Annotated in this window: 16 protein-coding genes; 13 read left to right on the forward strand and 3 right to left on the reverse strand. The window is 36.4% G+C overall.

The genetic code is table 11. From position 1 onward, the window contains the following. Positions 1–293 precede the first annotated feature (293 nt). From Q5760_RS07410 to Q5760_RS07430, 5 genes are all read left to right on the forward strand, one after another. Entirely contained in the window at positions 294–1,316 is a 1,023-nt protein-coding gene (locus tag Q5760_RS07410) for a Wadjet anti-phage system protein JetD domain-containing protein (RefSeq protein ID WP_428911564.1), read from the forward strand. Further along, positions 1,298–2,794: a replicative DNA helicase gene (locus Q5760_RS07415; protein ID WP_428911565.1), complete on the forward strand. Its 1,497-nt coding sequence runs from the start codon at positions 1,298–1,300 to the stop codon at positions 2,792–2,794. Before Q5760_RS07410 ends, Q5760_RS07415 begins: the two co-directional genes overlap by 19 nt. After that, the gene (locus Q5760_RS07420) at positions 2,784–3,539 is read left to right on the forward strand and encodes a DUF6063 family protein (RefSeq protein ID WP_428911566.1); all 756 of its coding nucleotides are present in this window, start codon (positions 2,784–2,786) and stop codon (positions 3,537–3,539) included. Before Q5760_RS07415 ends, Q5760_RS07420 begins: the two co-directional genes overlap by 11 nt. Further along, positions 3,517–7,914 (forward strand): hypothetical protein, encoded by a 4,398-nt coding sequence (locus Q5760_RS07425; protein ID WP_428911567.1) that lies wholly within the window; start codon positions 3,517–3,519, stop codon positions 7,912–7,914. Before Q5760_RS07420 ends, Q5760_RS07425 begins: the two co-directional genes overlap by 23 nt. A 278-nt stretch (positions 7,915–8,192) precedes the next feature. After that, positions 8,193–8,675, forward strand: coding sequence for a CBS domain-containing protein (locus tag Q5760_RS07430; RefSeq protein ID WP_428911568.1), 483 nt, complete (start codon positions 8,193–8,195; stop codon positions 8,673–8,675). A gap of 110 nt (positions 8,676–8,785) precedes the next feature. On the opposite strand, the gene Q5760_RS07435 is transcribed toward Q5760_RS07430, so the two are convergent. Continuing rightward, positions 8,786–9,211: a universal stress protein gene (locus tag Q5760_RS07435; RefSeq protein WP_428911569.1), complete on the reverse strand. Its 426-nt coding sequence runs from the start codon at positions 9,209–9,211 to the stop codon at positions 8,786–8,788. Positions 9,212–9,402: 191 nt separating this feature from the next. Between Q5760_RS07435 and Q5760_RS07440 the strand changes: the two genes are divergently transcribed. The 4 genes from Q5760_RS07440 (at position 9,403) to Q5760_RS07455 (ending at position 14,314) form a co-directional block, all read left to right on the forward strand. Then, entirely contained in the window at positions 9,403–10,113 is a 711-nt protein-coding gene (locus Q5760_RS07440; RefSeq protein WP_428911570.1) for an MOSC domain-containing protein, read from the forward strand. A gap of 497 nt (positions 10,114–10,610) precedes the next feature. Beyond that, positions 10,611–11,975: a sensor histidine kinase gene (locus Q5760_RS07445; protein ID WP_428911571.1), complete on the forward strand. Its 1,365-nt coding sequence runs from the start codon at positions 10,611–10,613 to the stop codon at positions 11,973–11,975. Next, positions 11,941–12,576 (forward strand): response regulator, encoded by a 636-nt coding sequence (locus Q5760_RS07450; protein WP_428911572.1) that lies wholly within the window; start codon positions 11,941–11,943, stop codon positions 12,574–12,576. Before Q5760_RS07445 ends, Q5760_RS07450 begins: the two co-directional genes overlap by 35 nt. Before the next feature lie 211 nt (positions 12,577–12,787). Further along, positions 12,788–14,314: an FMN-binding protein gene (locus Q5760_RS07455; protein WP_428911573.1), complete on the forward strand. Its 1,527-nt coding sequence runs from the start codon at positions 12,788–12,790 to the stop codon at positions 14,312–14,314. A 369-nt stretch (positions 14,315–14,683) separates the two neighbouring features. Here the strand turns inward: Q5760_RS07455 and Q5760_RS07460 are convergent, their stop codons facing one another. After that, complete coding sequence (locus Q5760_RS07460) at positions 14,684–16,042, reverse strand: radical SAM protein (protein WP_428911574.1); 1,359 nt, start codon at positions 16,040–16,042, stop codon at positions 14,684–14,686. Between the two features lie 238 nt (positions 16,043–16,280). Between Q5760_RS07460 and Q5760_RS07465 the strand changes: the two genes are divergently transcribed. The 4 genes from Q5760_RS07465 to Q5760_RS07480 all read left to right on the forward strand — a co-directional run bounded on the left by Q5760_RS07465 (position 16,281) and on the right by Q5760_RS07480 (position 19,606). Then, complete coding sequence (locus tag Q5760_RS07465) at positions 16,281–17,087, forward strand: MOSC domain-containing protein (RefSeq protein ID WP_428911575.1); 807 nt, start codon at positions 16,281–16,283, stop codon at positions 17,085–17,087. A gap of 748 nt (positions 17,088–17,835) precedes the next feature. Continuing rightward, the gene (locus Q5760_RS07470) at positions 17,836–18,294 is read left to right on the forward strand and encodes a YrvL family regulatory protein (protein ID WP_428911576.1); all 459 of its coding nucleotides are present in this window, start codon (positions 17,836–17,838) and stop codon (positions 18,292–18,294) included. 37 nt (positions 18,295–18,331) lie between these two features. Beyond that, on the forward strand, positions 18,332–19,237 hold the full coding sequence (locus Q5760_RS07475; protein WP_428912518.1) for an ADP-ribosylglycohydrolase family protein: 906 nt from the start codon (positions 18,332–18,334) through the stop codon (positions 19,235–19,237). Positions 19,238–19,282: 45 nt separating this feature from the next. Then, complete coding sequence (locus tag Q5760_RS07480; RefSeq protein ID WP_428911577.1) at positions 19,283–19,606, forward strand: DUF6508 domain-containing protein; 324 nt, start codon at positions 19,283–19,285, stop codon at positions 19,604–19,606. Positions 19,607–19,652: 46 nt separating this feature from the next. On the opposite strand, the gene Q5760_RS07485 is transcribed toward Q5760_RS07480, so the two are convergent. Then, complete coding sequence (locus tag Q5760_RS07485; RefSeq protein WP_428911578.1) at positions 19,653–20,090, reverse strand: GNAT family N-acetyltransferase; 438 nt, start codon at positions 20,088–20,090, stop codon at positions 19,653–19,655. Positions 20,091–20,144 lie beyond the last annotated feature (54 nt).

Consider the following 20,144-nt stretch of genomic DNA (forward strand, 5'->3'; position numbering starts at 1 on the left):
AAAAAAGTGGCTCATCTGGTGAGGCATTTTTTTCTATACCATCAGAATACCACTTTGTTTATTGCGTTATGTATTGCGTATATCATTAATCCGATTGTTTAATTTGTTTTGGTGAAGAAGCATTAGAAGTGACATACCAGGTTTAGGAGAATATTCTATTTAAAAGCTGCTTCATTTGAAAGAAGCAGCTTTTAGAAAGAGGTTATATAACGGAAGGCATGTTCCTAAATATCCCAACCCCTTACCTACTACTTTCATGCTATACTTATGGTAAAAAGTGGTCGGTGGTATGTGTGGAAGCGCAATTGATTTCTTTGTTAAAGGCATGGAAAAAGAAAACAATTCATTTGAGTGAATTAGAGCAGCATATAACTGAAAATGTGGATTATGTAACGTTTGCTCAAGTTATTTTGAAATTAGAAGAATCAACAATTTTAACAAGAGTAAAGACCCATGGGGAAAACCATAAAAATCCATCTCTTGCAATTACTTATCGAATTCAGAAAAACCTCTTAAAGGAAAATCTACATGAAAAGTTGAAGTCGGCAAGACTTCAATTTCATCCTTCCATTAACCTAGAAGCTTATTTCCAACTGTCTGAAGAGCAATGGGAAAAAGATCTTCCCTATATCCATAAAGTGGATCACTATATTCGTAAAAATGGTTTTCCAACTTCAAGAGTCCCAGCACCAGAGCGTTCCTTTGAAATTGTGGAAAACGAAAAGTGGATTACAGAGGGTGGACAAGAGGTGCTCGAGCGAATCAAAATGTGGGAACCGTTAAGAATTATGCCTGTTTCAGATCCGCTTATGTTTGCAGTGAATCCTCATCAACTGAAAACGAAAACCCATTTGCATCTTATTGTTGAAAATAAAACAACCTATCAGGGTCTCTTGCCAGCATTACAGGATAGTTCTTTTACAAGCTTAATCTATGGAAGTGGAAAAAAGGTCATTAAGAGCATTGAGCACTTTGCCTTTCAACTCCCTTTGCCGAAAGCTAAACATATATTCTATTATTTTGGTGATCTTGATTATGAAGGAATTTTGATTTGGCATTTACTCTCAAAGAAAATCCCCGTTAAGCCTGCGTTAACATTTTATCAGGCCTGTTTAACGAAGCCCTATGCCTTTGGCAAACAAAATCAACGAGCCCGTGAAGAAGCGTTGAAGGCATTCTTTCCTTTTTTTACAAAAGAAGAACAAGAAAAAATGGAGGAAATGTTTCAAAATGGGGGCTATTATCCGCAGGAAATTGTGAAAACCGATGAATTACAACATATCTGGAGGAACACATCATGGAAGTCAATGATCTAACAGCTGGATATCATGAACGGATGTCACGAGTGACCTTATTCGAACCTCTTTATGCACTCGAGCGGAAGAATCAAAATGACCTTGATGGCAAAAACATTGACATGAAGGGATTGGGACTTTTAACCCTCTTATTCTTTTTTGAGCAAAAGTTGATGCGAAATCAAAAAAGTGGTGTGAAGGAATTAGCACAATTTTTGCAAAAGGTTACTGAGGAGCAATACCGTTTAGAGTCAAATGGATATGAGGACGTAGCAAGATCGATTATACAAATTTTTCGTCCTCCAACAGGGAAGAAACGAGAAACCCACTTTTTTAATTGGGAAACAAAACAGGAAGAAAAGATTTATTTCTCGATTTTAAAAGCAAATTCATTTGACGTGAAAACCAACACTCAATTTTACTCCTTGGATGAAGACGGATTGGAGCTCGTATTTGCGACAAAGGAATTTTACAGTGAATTTCAATTATCAATTAACCAGCTTGTCCTGCGCAAACAACTTGAAAAAGGTGAATTTAAAGGGGCACTCCGCCAAATTAATGAAATGAGAATCGATGTTGAAACATTGGAAGAACGGATCGTCAAATTGGAGCATGAGATTAAACGAAATATTATTTCAGAAGATACCTATGATCGTTATCAAAATTTGTTAGAAGATATTTTTTACCGTTTACATATAGAAAATATGGAATTTACCGAGCTTCATGATTTTGTCAAAGAAACGAAAGAACTCCTTTATTACCAAGATACAACGGTAAAGGAACGACAAACCTATGAATTGGTTTTAGAAATTTCAAAGGAATTGGAGGAAGTCCACTCCGAACACACGAAACTTCTCCAAAAGAGCATCCATTTGAAAAATAGTGCTCTTCAAGCAGCACGAGAATCTCTGTATTATGTGGGGATTGATACGTTCAATTTTGATCAAGATATCACTTCACGAATCATTAGCTCACCACTGCCATTAGAGGCAATGAAGGGAATCTTGGTTCCATTTCTACACGTACAAGAAACGAAACAATGGTCCCCCTTGACAATTTTTGCACCACAAAATATTAAAGAGGAAAAAGAAAGTAGTAACGACGAAGGATTTATGGAAGTCAGTGAGAAGGAAACTCAAAAATATCAAGAAGTGGTTGCAAGTATTTATGATCATTATATGGAGTTACTCTTAAAAGCAATGGATGATCAGGACTCCATCACGTTGAGGGGATTTTTCTCCTATTTAAAAGAAAACCAATATGAAGAAGTGATTCACGAACGTTTTGTGTATGACTTTTTCATTTTGCTTCATCATCGTTCACCCTTGAAAAAGATGGCAGGGGATGAAAAGGATACTCAAGTTTTAGATAAGGCAGTCTATCACCTGCAAAATAAGGTTTTAACGGTTACGGAAAAAGACGGTCTTATTAACGAATCAAAGCGATACTCCATTCAAGATATGATACTAACGATCGGAGATGATAATAATGCTCTATGATCAGACCACGATCCTTAAAGCATTTGAAATTTATACCGTTCTATCACGAGATGGGATCGGAGAAAAGGAGTATGTACAAGTCTATATTGCTGATGATGGGGTAAGAGGACTTGTCGATCAATTTGCTCGTAAAGTCGATTGTGTCACCTTTATAGCGGGCAACCATCTTTATATGTTGCCAGAAACAAAACTATCACCATTCCATGTAAATAATGATTTTATAAAACGAACTTACTTAAAGGCAAACGCAACAAACAGTGATTTGTATCTTCTTTATTTTGTAACGATTGTGTTCTTGGGTGAATTTTACGATAGTTATCATTCAAAGGAACCAACAAGGGATTTTATTTCATTAGAAGATTGGGTTCAAAGCATCAATCAACGAATGGATGTACTGAAAGAGCATTCCAAAGAAGAATTATCAGCTTATGAAAGTGAATTTTCCTACAATTGGACAGCCATCTTGGAAAAATGGGAGGCAATGGATGACCTAAAGGAAAGTGCAAAAAAACAAACTGGAAATACAATTAGCCGCCTTAGCTTCTTAGACAGTGCCAAGCGATTTTTACTACATCAAGAAATTGCCGAGGAAATAGGCAATCATGAACTAACATTAACAGAAAAAGCGAAAACAATTGTACAGCGATATTTTATGGAGCTTGAATATAATCGTGGAATCCTTGAATTCCTCTATCAATTCGCAGAAAAAGAAGGTGAAGTAGATGCCGTCAATTTCGAAAATTAGATTTACAAATGTGATTTATGAAGGTGGTAATAAACGGTATAACGATGAAACGTTTTTGTTTGAAGGTCATAACGGAGCCATTTTACTAGAAAACGGTGGGGGTAAGACCGTCTTTATTCAGACAGTACTTCAAGCAGTCCTTCCACATGTCGACTTAGCTGATCGTAAAATAAAAGAAACGCTCAAATTGGAGGAAGCCCCTGCGCATATTGGGGTGGAATGGATTCTCAATGAACAACCGCGACGATATGCGTTGACCTGTGTGTCTTTATTTTTAACAAAAAATGGGTTGGACTCCTTCCGTTACGCCTATGATTATGGTGAAAATGATCGTCATAGTATTGAAAATATCCCTTTTGTAAAACCATTTGCGGGGAAAACAAGAGCAGCCGACCGCGGGGAAATACAAGAATACTATTCTCATATGGAACATCATAATATGAATGCCCATACCTTTAGTACGATCAAAGACTATAAATCTTATTTAGAGGAAAACTTTCATATTATCCCTAAAGAGTGGGAAAGTATTGTCAAAATCAATAGTGCAGAAGGCGGTGTTGAAAACTTCTTTGACGAATGTAAAACAACCGGACAGCTTTTTGACCGTTTGTTAATTCCAACTGTAGAGGATTCGTTAACAGGGTTTCAAAAGGACGAGTTTGCCGAAACCTTTGAAAAACATCGTGATGGTTTTAAAGAATATAAGCAGTTGAAAGAAAAGATTGCCGAGAATGAGAGAATAAAATTGAATGTGGAACGATATGTGGATGTTTTTTCCTCCCTCCATGAAAAACAGCAAGACTATCAAAAAATGAAGGAAGAAGCAAAGGCTTACACCCTTTTAGCAAAGGAAAAACAAGATTTAATCAGTAAAGAAAATCAGGATCTCCTTCTTACCATAGAGGTATTAAAAGACCGTCAAATCATGTTACAGCAAAAGGAAGCTTCCTATGAAATTGCTGTTGAGAAAGAAAAACTAGCGTATGTGTTGAAAGACTTGCATTATGAGTCTGAAAAACAATCTGATTTTAGCGAAAAATTAGCAGGAACGGATTCCAACTATTATTCATTGAAGCTTGCAGAATACAAGAAGAATCTAAAAATCGAAGAACAGAAAAAACAGTATAACGAAGAAAAACTGGAAGAGTTGGACCAAGAATTCGATACTGAAGAGATTCGTGATCAACTCGAGCAAAATGCAAGAGAAATCAAAGGGTACTTTGTGAACCAGGAGGAGAAATTCCTGCAAGAACGGAAAAATGTAGAATTTGAAAAGAATGCTGTTAAAAATCGCTTAGATGGGACTCAGAAAGCATTAAAAGAATTACAGAAAGAACAAAGAAATAATCTCAATTTGGAAACGGAGAAATATGCATTCATCAAAAGTCATTCAAAGGAAATGGAAAAAATTCAGTTATCGATTTTTTCCGATCCCAAACAGGAAAAAGTAGAAGAACAATTGCCACAATGGATAAAAAAGGTCAATGAATTAGATTTTGAAAATACAGAATTGATGGGGCGAAATAAAGAGATTAAAAGTGAAAATAAGCGACTAGCCTTGCAAGTAGATAGGATCGTAGACTCTTTACAAGAAATGCATAAACAAAAATCGAGCGTTACTACAAGGAAAAAGGCCTTTGATACGGAACATCAGAAGCTGAAATTAAAACTATCAGAGAAAAAGGTTTCTTGGTCTAGGTATGATTCTCTCTATTTAAAACGTGAATCGATTGAAAAGCAAATAATCGAAGAGATCCATAAACTCACAAATGATTGGGATAAGCTATTAGAAAAAGAACGTATGGCTTTCCGTTTTGTTGATGATTATGGAAATCAAGATGTTTTCTATAGCGATTCCTATCTTTCACAACAGCTGTTAAAATGGCAACAGCAATTTTCCTATCTTGAATCAGGTGTTGCTTATATTCAGTCATTGCCAGCACAATCCGATTACCGTGATTCTTATCCGTTATGGCCTGTCACGCTTGTCACGACGGCTAAGGAAAAAGAAAAGGTTCAGGACAAGATTAAAAGTGTGATCGATTCACTCCAATTTCCTGTTAATATCCTTTCGCTTGATGAAGCAACTCATATTGTTCAACAGGGGACTGATGTTTATCAGGAGTGGGTAGCGCCGAAACATTGGGTAACCAACATGGATGAAGACTCTTTCCGGTTTTGGAAGGAAAATATGATGCAGAAAGCACATGATGTAAAGAGTAGCCGTTTAGATAAGGAAACAGAGCGACAAACTTGGCTGCAATTACAAAATGATCTATCCAGTTTTTTTTACCAATATCCTTATGCCGACTATCTGGAAATTTTAGATGAACTAGTGAAAATGAAAGAAGAGATCTTTCGTCTTTCGGCTAAAAAAGAAAACCTCCAGCGGAAAAACCAAGATCTTGAACAAGAATACGAAATCAATCAAAAAAAGCAGGCTGAAAATAAAGATGTTATGAATGGCTTCCATTCCAAGATTGAACAGGGTGAAAGATATCTCAAGTTGGACAAAGAGTGTGATCGTCTCACCAATGAATTACGGTACGTAAAAGATAAACTTCGAGAAATTGAAGGGAAACTACAAAAATTAGAACGGGAAATAGAGGATGATCAGCTTGTGGTCAGTGAACTTGAACAAGCATTAAACAGTAACAAAGTTCAAGTGAATATGATGCACCAGGACAGGTTATATCAAAAAGTGAAAAATGCGCAGCCGGCATTTACCTCCAATACTATTGAGATTTTAGAAGAGAGAAGAAATCACTTGCAGTTTGAATTGAAAAAGCTCTCAAGGGGAAGAGGAGAGTTAGTGGCAGCTATTGGACATGCCACAGAAACGATTGAGAGAATCCATTATGAAATGAAGCAGTTACGAAAAGAGCATCATGGTCTACATGAGGATCTAGAGTTCCCAGTAGATGGACTTGAGAAAATGAACGAGCTATGGGCAAAAAGGGAAGAATATCAACATCTGTTGAATAGTGCTAATCAGAAAGTTATTCAATTAACTTCAAAACGGGATCAACTCGAGGGCGGTATAAATTTGATGACGAGTAAAGTAGAAACGGTGATCGAATTTGATCGCCACTTAGACGAGGTACGTTTGGAATTAGACAACGAAAGGATGTCGATACAATCTGAAACGGAAAGTTTGAATCAAAGTCTTGAGCGGATTGAAAAACAATTTAAAGCCATTCAATCCATTGTTATTGCTTTTGAAAAATATGATGTGAAACATAGATTTCTAAAAGCATCCATTCCTGAAAAGGTCCTATCCAACGAAGAAATCACAGAATTTACCTATCGTGGGAAAAAGAAAACCGCTGAAATAACGAGTGGACTCGAGGAGAAAAATAAAGATCTGGAAAATGAAGCCACTAAAGTAAACAAGGCAAAAGTTCATTTTATTTCCTTTTGTCGCCAAGATATTAAAGATATTCGCATGCGTGAAATGGCGATTCAAGGAATCGAAAACAAAGTGAGTTATGAGGAAGTGCTAACGTATCGAGATTTATTAGAAGGACGAATTCATACAGCCAATAAGTACGCAGAGCAGAATATGATTACCCATGATCAAGAATTGGAACAATTTATTATTCACATTCATACCCATTTGAAGAAAATAACGGATGAGTTGAAGCTTATCCCTTTGAAAACAAAGATCAAAGTAGAAGAGGATTGGAAACAGATATTCCTTTTCAACATTCCTGATTGGGATGTACAAGAAGGGAAGTCGCTGATTCGAGATCATATCGATTGGATTTTAAATCAATTAGAAAAAGAAACATATAAAGATGAAAACGGTCATGATGATATCGGGAAAATTAAGAAGGATTTAGAAAAATGGCTACAATCGAAGCAACTATTGCAGGTTGTGATGAAAAATCAAGCAATGAAGGTGACGTGTCGTAAAGTAACCAATGACAATAAGGTCACAAAAGGATCTTATTCATGGGAACAATCGAATGTATGGTCAGGAGGGGAAAAGTGGAGCAAAAATATGACCCTATTCTTAGGTTTATTAAACTATATCGCCGAAAAACGCCAACATATTCCACGTGGGTTAAAACGCCACCGTACTGTGATTGTCGACAATCCATTTGGAAAAGCTTCAAGTGATCATGTTCTAAATCCAGTTTTTTTCATTGCAGAGCAGCTGGGCTTTCAAATCCTTGCCTTAACGGCTCATGCAGAAGGGAAGTTTCTACGAGATTACTTTCCTGTCATTTATAGCTGCCGCCTCCGTCAAGCAGCAGGCAATGAAAAACAAATCATGACAAAAGAGAAAAATATCCAACATGCATATTTTATCGACCATGATCCAAAAGCATTGGAAAAACTCGGTGAGGTTGAGCAGATGGAGTTGTTTTAACGAGCAGGCACCTAGTATACAAAAGTGAAGATCTACAAATCAAAGAAACAATCGAAATTAGTTAAATGGCATAAATGATTGATGACCAGTGGTAGGCTTTTTCTTACTGCTGGTTTTTAGTTGTATAGATAAATAGATGTTGTAAAAAGAGCATAGCCATTTTAATGGAAGTATTGTTATAATAAGAGTATATTATATGACAGCGTTTTCATTTTAATGATCGTTCACTAGTAAGGACGTTTTTCTAGCGTGTAGTCGGTTTGAAAGGGGAAGACGAAATGAAAGTTTCTGAGATTATGAATAAAACTGTTTATACAGCTTCACCGACAACCACTGTAAATGAGCTATTAGCCATTTTAGAAAAAAGAAATATCGGTGGTGTGCCAGTAGTTGATTTTAAGGGATCTTTACTAGGTATCGTAACGGATGGTGATGTTTTACGTTTTCTCTCTCCGAGAAAAGGGAAAATCTATGTGCCTGGCTACACAGCATTTCCAGAAGATGAAACGGTCGAGGAAGTATTAAGTAAAAAAATGAATACACCGATTATTGAAATAATGGTAACGAAAAAGATCAAAACGTTAAGTGTTCATGATGATTTGGAAGATGCGATCCGTCTTATTTCGAAACATCATATTAAAAAGATTCCGATCATCAATGAAGAGAAAAAGGTTGTTGGAATCATTAGCCGTGGGGATCTAATTTATCATTTGTCCAAGAAATCAGCTGCGATTGCAAGAGGATGGGGATCGATTTCATAATGGGACTTCCAAAAGTGCCTAGTTTCTTATGTCTTTATCTAGATGGTTTTCACTAGATAAAGTTATGTGAAACTGGCACTTTTTTTTATATTTGAACAGCTTTTTTATTATTATGATTTCATGACCATGACAGGTATTTTTGATTTTTGTACGATTAAATGGCTGACACTGCCAAGAAATTCTTTGATACCACTTAATCCACGACTTCCCATCACAATTAAATCGCAGTTTAAGTTGTACGCTTCTTCTAAAATTGCATTATAGGATGGAGCTTCCTTTACGTATGCTTGGGATGGATTTGGAATTTCCGTTAGTTTTTCTTTTGCTGGCTTGATGATGTCATTGGCTTCATCGAGGATCGATTGTTTAAAATCTTGATAAAGCGACATTTGTACGGTACGAGGTGGAATGGATACTACATGTAAAACAGTGAGTTTAACTTGTGGATCTTGTTTAGCAAATTCAATTGCTTTGTCTAGAGATTTAACTGATTGTTCAGAACCATCATAGGCTACAAGAATATGAGAAAACAACATAAGAAGCATCTCCTTTATCAATTAATATCCATCTATAACTCTAGTATACTGTAAAAAAAGGAAAAAAGAGTGAATATTTAAGTACAATAGTAATTAGAGGTTCAAAAAAGCATTACCAATTTTTGGATGGTGCCTGTCACCCAATCATGTTAAATTTAAGATAATATATTGAAACAAAGGGGGGTTAGAAGGTGAGTCTTCCATTTATTGAACAAATATTGGTGGGAACTCCGCAGACTTTTGGGGAAAAAGAGGCGGCACATCCAATGGAGCGAGAGTGGAGAAGTGGGATCGTAAAACGCCCTGTTAAAGGGAAGGTCTGGGTAAGTCAAACAAACATCGAAGGGGATGGACAGGCTGATTTAAAACATCATGGTGGACCTGAAAAAGCGATATTTGCATATCCTGCCGTACATTATCCTTTTTGGCAAAAGACATTGGGGAATCCAAACTTTACGATAGGTGCGTTTGGAGAAAATGTTAGCATCCAACACCTGACAGAGAATGATGTCTGTATTGGTGATATCTATCAAATAGGAAATGTACAAGTACAGATTTCACAACCAAGACAACCTTGTTGGAAGCCAGCGCGGCGTTGGAAGTTGAAAGAGTTATCTCTACAAACGCAGCAAGAAGGGAAGACCGGATGGTATTTTCGTGTCCTTAAGGAAGGGCAAATCCAAGCAGGTGATACGCTTCATTTACTAGAGAGACCATTTCCACAATGGTCGGTTGCCACTTGTAACTTAGTCATGCATCATCAAAAATATGATTTAGAATCAGCGGCACAACTAGCCCAATGTCAGCTCCTTGCACCAAGTTGGCGGAATACGTTGTCCAAACGCATCAACAGCGAGGGGAAAGAAGAGGTTCTTAGCCGCGTATATGGACCGAATGTATAAACGATATGATAGATCTCATCATCATTCCATAAAGGAAAGTCCTGTTTCAATTTAGAAATGGGACTTTTTATTTGAAGTTTCCCTGTGCTAAATCTCCTCTAACATCTAATTCCACATATTTTTCGATTTTCATATGATTATCGCCTCTTTTTTTAGGATTTACATTAATGATAACCATTATCAATGTACGCTGTTGTGACTTTCATCACTTAAGAATAAGAAACAACAATATCCAGAAATTGGGAGGTGCCTGGCACCAACCAAAATTTGGAGTCTATTAAAATTAGTCTTTCTGCATTTGTCATGAAAGTTTCATTGCAATTGTAAGAATACAATTCTATGATAAGTTCAACCTGAGTTATTTTTGATAATTTACTTGGCTCGTCTGACTTTTGGAAGAGGACGGATACGGCGTAAGGGGAGTACTGATGTATAAAGAATACTTTCTTTTATACCTCATATATGGATTTGCTTTCATAAATATGGGGATTTTTTGTTTGAAAGAAAAGAATAAAGAACTAAATAATGTATCTTTAATTAAATCGATCAAGTATTTAGGGTATTTCGGAATGATTCATGGAATTTCAGAGTGGGTGACGATGATCGTAGTGGTCGATCTGTATCCAGATCTTTCTCTAGCACTATATAATATCAATCAAATTTTAAAATCTCTTTCATTTACTTATTTATTCTTATTCGGATTTGATTTATTACCATTACGGAAAAAGGTTAAAAGAAGAATTTTGCTGATCCCTATTCTTTTATTCTTCCTTTTTCTAACTGGATATCTTGGACTAATGGCTATTCATGGAGCAGATTATCATTTATTAAACCTCCAATACAATATCATCACGATGAGATACTCCTTGGGTTTTCCGAGCGGTATTATTGCGGCGGTAGCCCTATTTCTCAATGGGAATCAAATAGCCAAAAGTAAATCGCTTCAAATGGCAAAGCGCTATAAGAGTTTAGCATGGGTATTTCTCATTAATGGGTTGTTAGAAGGTCTTTTTGTCAGTCAATCGAATTTTTTCCCTGCTAATATTATTAACAAAGGGCTATTTATGGAATATGTAAAAGTTCCTTCTCTTTTCTTAAAAGTTTTGGTTGGAATCTTCATTAGCTATTTATTATATAAAGTAGTTGAAACGTTTGACTGGGAACAAAAAGAAAAACTAAATCGTTTAAAAAAACACCGGATTTCTTCGGAAGTGAGAAGAAGGCTAGGATTAGAAATACATGATAGTATCATTCAAGGATTGTATGCAGCTGGATTAAAAGTGGAATATGTCATGCTGAATAAAAATGGGGAAAAGACAAACGAAATTTTAGAAGAGGTAAAAATAGATCTAAATCATACAATTGAAAAAACCCGGGAATTTATTTCTCATTCCTCTTTGCAAAAGATCGAGATGGAGGATTTGATTGAAAGCCTCAAACAATTGATCCATCAATATAATGAAAACCAAAGGATACAGATTCGATTAAATGACGAAACATCCTCCTTACATGTTGCACAGTTATCTCCGGAAACTTCTACACAAATTTATTATGTAATACAAGAAGCGATTTGTAATGTTGTCAAACATTCGAAGGCATCCCATGCAGAAGTATGGATTGAAACAAAGCAGAATTATTTATATATCACCATTACTGACAATGGAATCGGAATGAATTTCAATGAAATGAAAAATCTTGATCGAAAAACGCATCTTGGGATTTCTTCCATGAAGGAAAGATCAGAAAGTGTTGGAGGTTCATTTCATATTAGTAACAGTATAAAGGGAACAAGTGTTGAAGTGAAGATCCCATGGGAGTGTTTACAAAATGAAAAAACAGAAAATCAGAGTAATGTTAGTTGATGATCATACAATTGTTCGAAAAGGATTAAGATTAATATTAGAACTACATGATCGGATTGAAGTTTGCGGAGAAGCAGCTTCTCTTAAGGAAACGATTGAGATGATCACAGTTGGTCGTCCTGACGTGATTTTATTGGACTTTAAACTACCGGATGGTGATGGGATAGAAGGATGCAAGAAGATAAGGAAGCAATTTCCTGAAATCAAAATTCTTATTTTAACAGCTTATTCTCAGGATCATATCGTCATGGAAGCGATTCGCGCGGGAGCAAATGGCTATTTATTAAAAAATATTAAAAGTGATGAGTTAATTAAAAGTGTTTTTAACGTTTTTGAAAATGAATCAGTACTAGATCCGTCTGTAACAGAAGTGATTTTTAAACAATTACACACTAGGAATCACCCTACGGAACAACAATTGAGTCCGAGAGAAACCGATATTTTGAATATGATTAGCAAAGGAAGTACGAACAAAGAAATTGCAGAATCGCTCTATATATCGGAAAAAACTGTTCGAAACTATATTAGCAATCTTTTTAAGAAAATTAACGTTCATAATCGAACGAAAGCAGCGCGGTATTGGTTGATGAAAAATAGTTGAAAGTTGATAGAACTTTATTGAAAAGGGAGTTGAGCATCTATTGTGTGTAGATGATCAACTCCTTTTTTTGACTAGAAGTCATTCGTGATTTGGTTCACAAAAAGTACACAAACAGGGACAAATGTCCCGAAGTTTTGTTACATCATTCACAATATTAAGCCTCAATTTTCTATGATAAATTTTATTTATAGAAATTAAAGGAGGAACTAACATGAAGAAAAAGCTTGCTTGGTTAGCATTATCAGCTGCCATTGTATTACCTCTTAGTGCTTGTGGTAACAACGATGAAACCGCCGACACTGCAAATAGTAGTGAAAGTGGTACATTTAAAGCAGGAACTTATACAGCTTCTGCTGATGGAAATAATGGTCCAGTTACAGTTGAAGTGGTTTTTACTGCCGATAAAATGGAATCCATTGCCATTACAGAACAGGGAGAGTCAGTTGATTACATACCAGCGGTAAAGGAAACCGTTGACACATTTCCTGACCTAATGGTCGAAAAACAATCCTTGGATATTGACGTTTTAGCTGGTGCCACCAATACAGGTAAAGCAGTTAAATATGCAGTGGCAGACGCAGTGAAACAAGCGGGTGGAGAAGACAATGCCTTATTAGCTGTTGACTTAGACAAGGCAGGTGCATCCGAAGCCTATTTCGAACAAGCTGCGAAAGAAATTGAAAAACCTGAAGCCGTAGATGGTGTTATTGAGGTTAAGAGTTATGATGATCTTAAAAAAGCTTTAGGTTATTATGCTTACATCGTTAACCCTGATACAGAAGAAGGAAAGTTCGTATATGTTGATGGATCTGCAGCAGATGGTGATACGATTAAATTAACAAGCGACCTTACAGCTGAAGGTGAAAAGGCTAACCCTAATAATGCGGGTGGAGCTGATAAAGCAGATGTCATTACAGGTGCAACCGTTATTGTAACAGATTCAGTTACAATTGATGGAAATGGAAAAATCATTAAAGGTGAGGGGTATCCAACCTTAATGTTTACCGGTAAGGATGAGGAATTAGGAAGTGATGCAATCGAAACTACCGTTAAACATCTAACCGTTGATGGTGCAGGTTATACTGCTAAAATGGGTGGATCGATGTTTGTTCTAGGTGCATCTACACTTAACTTTGAAGATAGTAGCGTCGTAAATGGGGCTGCGAAAAGTAATAAACTTCATTTCAACGGTGGCGGAGCTATCTATGCTAATTCACATGGCTTAACACCAGATCAAGGTAGAGCGGTATTAAATGTGAAAAACTCTACATTTACAGGCAACACAACAGCTTCCGGTGCTGGTGGTGCAATCATGGCCTATAATGCTGATGTGAATATTTATGATAGTAAATTCACTGGTAATAAATCACTTCATGCTGAACATGGTTCTGGTGGAGCGATTGCCATGAGAGATACTTCTAAATTAGTAATTAATGGAAGTGAAATTACAGGAAATGAAGCTACGGTTGCTGGTGGCGGTATTTATATCTTAGATGGTGAATCTCCACAAAAAGAAGGCAACATTATTAAATCTGTTGTTGATGCTACAATCACAAATTCAGTAATTAAAGATAACGTTGCTGCTAATGGGGCTGACGTTGTATTTGGAAGATATTACTCTGATACGTACGATGGTGATAAAACTCGTAACGGTTTAACAATTGGTGAAGGTAATACAATTGGCGATCAACAAGATATTACGTTTGCTGATCTTGAAAGAACAACTGTAAGTAAGTAATGGATTATTACCCTTTCATTGAAACATCTCTTTCCTTTTAAAAAATATAGACTTTGAACCAAAGACTCGCTCTTTGGTTCTTTTTTTTATAAAATCTCGCTATCAATAATGAAGCAAAGGATAGAGTGAGGGGATAGATGGGATCTATTAAAAGGAGTTTGAAACAGAAATCCCCTTTTATTATAAGGAAAGAAAAAAGAAAGCAGACTGCAGGAACCCTTCTCGTCACCAGTAGTCTGCTTCTTAATGGAAAAGCATTATTTTAAGTTACCTGGTACAGACTTCATAATCTTCCCGGAGTTAACCTTGTCAGTTGCTGGACGTAGTACACGCATCTATTTCACCACCTTTCAAATCATGCAGGTCCACTTACGATTGTAAACTGCTTTTCCAAATCAAGTTTAATACCTTTTTAATGCTTCTCTTTTCATATGGGCATGGTCTTTCACCGGTTTGGATTCGATAATAAGGGCAATGATTTCCTTGACAAGCGGGACGATAAAAACAGGATTGGCATACAGAATCGGTTTCTTCTCCCGATGTGACCCAATGTGCGATTTTATCATAATCAAGTTCTAAGCTTCCGTCTTCGTGGATGCTCCCCACTTTATTCATTTCTTCATCGAAGGAAACGGTGCATTTATATAATTGACCATTGGATCCGACCACTAGTGAATGAGGCTTCGCAGCATAGCAAACTGAAGCAGAAGGTAATAAAGAGCCAGCTACCATGGAACTCATCTCAAGATCTTCTGTGATTGCTTTATCGGTAAATTCCCATATCTTTTTGTTTGCGATCACTCGGCTACATACAGGAAGGTTGTCATTATTTTCGCCACCCCATCTGCCAACGGGTCTAAATAGCACACCAAATCGCTTATCATGAGAAAAATGCTCCTTCAAAAACTCAATGAGTTTCGATGTTTCCTGTAAATTACTTTCATCGAAGTTCATCCGAATTGTAATATCAAATTCACCGGAAATTTCCTTTATAGACATTAAATTTTCAATGATTTTGTTAAATGTTTGTCCACCGCCTGCGAGGTGCCTACGGCGATCATGAATCTCTCCAACTCCATCAATTGTTATCATGAACTGCCGGATTTCCCAAGTGAGAAGTTTTTCAAACACCTCTTTTGTTAAAAAATAACCATTTGTCACAAGGTCACATGAATACTGAACACCGTTTTCCTTTGTGCTGGCTAAAAAGGAATGGGAAAGATCCTCCATAACGTCTAATGCTAGCAGTGGTTCACCACCGAACCAGCTAATATGTAAATCTGATAGGTTTGTAGACTTTTCTTGTACAAGTGCTTTAAGGGCGTAGATCGTTTTGGGATCCATTTTTCCTCGTGGGAATGTTTCATAACAATAGGTGCAACAAAAATTGCAGGCTTCTGTTGGTAAAAGAACAAGATGCATCATATCAGTTCGATGTAGAGATTGATGCAGAAATTGAGCTCTTCTTTTTTCATCTACACGATCAGACACTAAAAACCCATTGTCATATAAATCTCTATGCAGATCATGCTGCAAATCCTTGATTCCCACCCTTTTGAGAGCGGTAAGCACTTCTTGCTTTTCCTTTTCTGAAAAATGGACAATGGCTCCATTAAAACTATTAAAAAGGACTAAGCCACCATCGTCAGTATGCGAAAGGGCATTAAACCTTGATGGCACATATGTATGAGTATTCTCCATCGTTTCCAAAACCTTCTTCTTTTTCATTTTAATACTAATCATATTTCTTCAAAAAGAAAATATCAATATATTAATATAATATTGATAATTAACACTATTAACGTTGTGCTAATAGTGTGAGTAATACATAATAGTTTGTAAGGTTACGTCTTTACTCAGTTGAGAGCAAAGCTTGGAATTGCATTTCTTTTGCAAATTTTTAGTAAAATAATATACTAACAGTTAGGACATTGTGTTTTTTACTAAAATAGAAAGGGTGATAGGCATGACTTTCTCAAAGCTAGCTTCAATTTGGAGATATCCTGTGAAGTCGATGATGGGAGAGGAATTAAATTCATGTGAAGTTACGGAAAAAGGGTTATTAGGGGACAGAGCCTATGGAGTTATTGATCGGGAAACGGGGAAACTAGCTAATGCGAAGAATCCTAAGAAATGGCCAAGCATGTTTCAGTATCGGGCCCATTTTGTTAAACCCCCACAAGAGAATGCGGTTATCCCACCAGTAAGAATTACACTTCCAGATGGAAGGTCAATTCTTAGCACTGATGAAGGTAAAGATACATTGCTTTCAAATAGTTTTAATCGAAACGTACATTTATCAACACCCTCCTCAAACGATGTACAATTTGAAGGATATATTCCGGAAGAAATCGAGGAACTAGAAGACAAAGGTACAGTTTTTACAAGAACTTCACCTGAAGGTACGTTTTTTGATATTGATATGGTGCATATTATTACAACCTCAACGATTAATTATTTAAGAAAACTAGCACCAGAAAGCAGAATTGAACCAAGACGATTTAGACCCAATCTGATTATTGAGGTTTCTGATTCAGAAGCATTTATTGAAAATGATTGGGTAGGGAAAACCTTAACAATCGGAAATGTTGAACTAAAGATCACACAGGAAACAAAGAGATGTGTCATGACAACATTAGCGCAAGGAGATCTTCCGCAGGATCCTGATGTATTAAGATCGATTGTGAAAAATAATGCAGGAAGTTTTGGTGTTTATGCTACAGTTTTGAAGACTGGAAAGGTGAGGGTTGGGGACAAAATTGAAGTACAATAAATGATAATATTTTTTGCATTGAAAAAGAAGATCATTGTCTACAGTTTGTAGGTGATGATCTTCTTTTTACGTTAACTACTCTTCTTAAATGTCTTTTCTCCTGCAACTTTTTAAACCAAATCGAATGGCGATGCGTAACATACTCCTCATCTACATAACCAGTAAACATCCCAGGTAACATATGACGGTTTTCATTTTATGAAAATTTTAAACGAGATCTCATCATTGGTATATTTATTAAAAAGAGGTAAAATAGGAAGAAACTAATATAGAAACAGTAATAGAAAGCGTAATTGAAAGGAGGATGGGAAATGGTAAAAGTGACACAGGCGGCGATAACAAAAATTAAGAATGAAGTACAGGATGTCATCGATGAAGGAAAAAAGCCATTCATTCGATTAGAAATGGGAATTGGTTGAGGGGGACCTCAGCTTCGACTGACTCTGGAGGAGTCGGCTTTAAAACATGATGAAATCACTGAATTGGAAGGGATTCAATTTTTAGTGAATGACAAAGATCAAGTTTATTTTAATCAGGCTAAGATCGATTATGTGAAGAACTTATTAGGTGGCGGACAATTTAAAGTATTACAAGTTTAGTCTAAAGGGTGACAGACATCTTCCAGTTTATGGAAGGTGCCTGTCACCCTTTTAATATTTCAAAACATTAAATTCATACTATTATGTTAGTATTAAAGGATATGACAACTATACAAAAAATGGATAATAATAGAAGGGGAATCGGATCTATGTCAGATCATAAACAAGATGATTCGTTTCGTGAGATGAATTTCAAAGATAAGTTGTTAACCATTGTCGGGGTCACACTGCTCATTCTATTAGTTTCAGGCTTTGTTATCGGGCTTTATTTTTTTGGAATGGCAGGGGTTTTTAAACTACTCGGTGTTCAGTATCAGTCGGGCTGGTCACTGGTTGTTTTTGTTTTGAGCTTTTATATTCTGGGTTTTGTTGTTGAATTATTTACGCGTGCCATTTATGAGCTGTTTAGTGAGAATATAACCGGAACAATCAATAAGTTCTTGATTCGAATTAGTTTTGAAGCCATCTCAAACTGGATCGTTCTATTTATCGTAGATGAGTTTATGAGAAGTATTACTCTTTCTCCTACAATAGAGATCATTATTGCCTCTTTGATAGCTTTAATCGAAATCGCTTTCGATCATAAGGATTTAGATGCGAAAAAATGATGACCTATAAAAGTTTTAATAGAAAGGTGTGAAAAAGATGATTGGTGCTATTATAGGAGATATTGTTGGATCTCGTTTTGAGTTCAATAATCATAGAAGCAAAGAGTTTGAGCTTTTTACAGCAGAATGTCGAGTAACGGATGACAGTATCATGACGCTTGCCATTGCTAAAGCATTGATGGAAACAGAAAAAAGGGTAAAACCTTCCTTCGTTGAGGGGGGTTATGACAATGAATTTGATACCATTCTTAAACGCATGTCCATCAAATACATGCAAGAGATGGGTCGTCAATATCCGAATTGTGGATTTGGTGGCATGTTTTCACAATGGGTTTTCAGTGACAATCCAAAACCGTATAACAGTTTTGGAAATGGAGCTACGATGAGAATAAGTCCAGTGGGATTTATTTCAAGGACGGTGAAGGAAGTATGTTCATTATCCGAGATCGTAACAAGAGTTACGCATAACCATGTGGAAGGACTAAAAGGTGCAGAGGCTACAGCTGTAGCTATATTTATGGCTAAACAGGGAATTCCGAAAAAAGAGATCGATAATACAATCAATCTTCACTATTATTCTCTAGATTTTACAATTGATGAAATCCGAGATACCTCTCCATTTAATGAAACATGTCAGGAAACGGTTCCACAAGCCATCCAAGCATTCTTGGAATCGTCATCCTTTGAAGATGCCATTCGAACAGCTGTTTCTGTTGGAGGGGACAGTGACACACTAGCAGCAATTACAGGAGCTATCGCAGAAGCCTATTATGGAGTTCTAGAAAATATCAAAGAAAAGGCTCTTACATACTTGGACCATAACCTACGCTCCATTTATGAGGAGTGGTGTGAATTTGTAGAAAAACTAAATTCCCGAAGTTCGTTTAAAAACCTTACAAAATATTTGGACCACTTGTCTGAATTTCAGTCTTTAGGGAAATGAGTGATTGATCATGAACATGATGGAAGTCCCCAGTCTCCAAAGAGAATGCCTTTTGTACATTATGATGGTCTTGTCCATAAGTTTGTCATGGAGTTTATTCAGTTTTCCTCCAATCATCCCGAATATCAGCTGACAAAATACCATTCGATTTTAGAAAATAATGGCATTGAATGGAATGATCGAGCGATACGAGAAGCGAATGTGAATTCACTTGATGCTCAATGTATCCTTGCACTTATCCAAGGTGGAATTCGAGCAGAGAGAGTTAGTGAGGGTACGCTCCTTAGTCTATTTAAAGAAGAGTTTATTTTAAAATGGTTAAAAAGACTAGAAGATATTGATGATGTTGCATCAGCTCATAAAGGGTAGTAAATGTTATGAGGAAGATAGGGGTACGGAGAGGCCCCCTATCTCCTTATTTCAAAGAAGCTTTAAAGACATAGCTCACTTTATCATACCCCATTTTATTTTCATAAAAACGATGTGCATCTGTACGCTGTAATCCAGAAGATAGTGCAATGCTTTCATACTGATTGTCAGTAGCCCATTGATGAGTATAGGAAAGTAGTATTTCACCGTATCCTTTTGAACGCTTATTTTCATCAATCACTAAATCGCATATCCAAATATATTTTCCATAATAAAGGGTGATCATGGGTTGAAATCCAATCACTCCAACGATTTTGTTCTTCTCATACAAGGCAAACATTTTGTAGCCCTCTTTTTCTTGTGCCTCGCTTACTAATTCCAAATAAGAGTATTCATCCAGATGTGTTCGCAATTGTTTCATTACAGGAAAGGCTGCTATGATTTCTTGACGCGATCGAAGTTCTTTAATTGTTAATTTGGTCATAAAAACACCCCTTTTGATTTCATTACAGCAAGAATTGGAAAGTCTAATAACCCT

The sequence above is a fragment of the Niallia sp. Kr1 genome (genome assembly GCF_050389805.1).
In the GTDB taxonomy this organism is placed as follows: Bacteria; Bacillota; Bacilli; order Bacillales; family Cytobacillaceae; genus Bacillus_BD.

What these genes read in the sequence shown, in the direction of transcription:
- Q5760_RS07415 (WP_428911565.1), top strand. Translation starts at nt 1,298, where the DNA reads ATGGAAGTCAATGATCTAACAGCTGGATATCATGAACGGATGTCACGA.
- Q5760_RS07420 (WP_428911566.1), top strand. Translation starts at nt 2,784, where the DNA reads ATGCTCTATGATCAGACCACGATCCTTAAAGCATTTGAAATTTATACC.
- Q5760_RS07425 (WP_428911567.1), top strand. Translation starts at nt 3,517, where the DNA reads ATGCCGTCAATTTCGAAAATTAGATTTACAAATGTGATTTATGAAGGT.
- Q5760_RS07430 (WP_428911568.1), top strand. Translation starts at nt 8,193, where the DNA reads ATGAAAGTTTCTGAGATTATGAATAAAACTGTTTATACAGCTTCACCG.
- Q5760_RS07435 (WP_428911569.1), bottom strand. Translation starts at nt 9,211, where the DNA reads ATGTTGTTTTCTCATATTCTTGTAGCCTATGATGGTTCTGAACAATCA.
- Q5760_RS07450 (WP_428911572.1), top strand. Translation starts at nt 11,941, where the DNA reads ATGAAAAAACAGAAAATCAGAGTAATGTTAGTTGATGATCATACAATT.
- Q5760_RS07455 (WP_428911573.1), top strand. Translation starts at nt 12,788, where the DNA reads ATGAAGAAAAAGCTTGCTTGGTTAGCATTATCAGCTGCCATTGTATTA.
- Q5760_RS07460 (WP_428911574.1), bottom strand. Translation starts at nt 16,042, where the DNA reads ATGAAAAAGAAGAAGGTTTTGGAAACGATGGAGAATACTCATACATAT.
- Q5760_RS07465 (WP_428911575.1), top strand. Translation starts at nt 16,281, where the DNA reads ATGACTTTCTCAAAGCTAGCTTCAATTTGGAGATATCCTGTGAAGTCG.
- Q5760_RS07470 (WP_428911576.1), top strand. Translation starts at nt 17,836, where the DNA reads ATGTCAGATCATAAACAAGATGATTCGTTTCGTGAGATGAATTTCAAA.
- Q5760_RS07475 (WP_428912518.1), top strand. Translation starts at nt 18,332, where the DNA reads ATGATTGGTGCTATTATAGGAGATATTGTTGGATCTCGTTTTGAGTTC.
- Q5760_RS07480 (WP_428911577.1), top strand. Translation starts at nt 19,283, where the DNA reads ATGCCTTTTGTACATTATGATGGTCTTGTCCATAAGTTTGTCATGGAG.
- Q5760_RS07485 (WP_428911578.1), bottom strand. Translation starts at nt 20,090, where the DNA reads ATGACCAAATTAACAATTAAAGAACTTCGATCGCGTCAAGAAATCATA.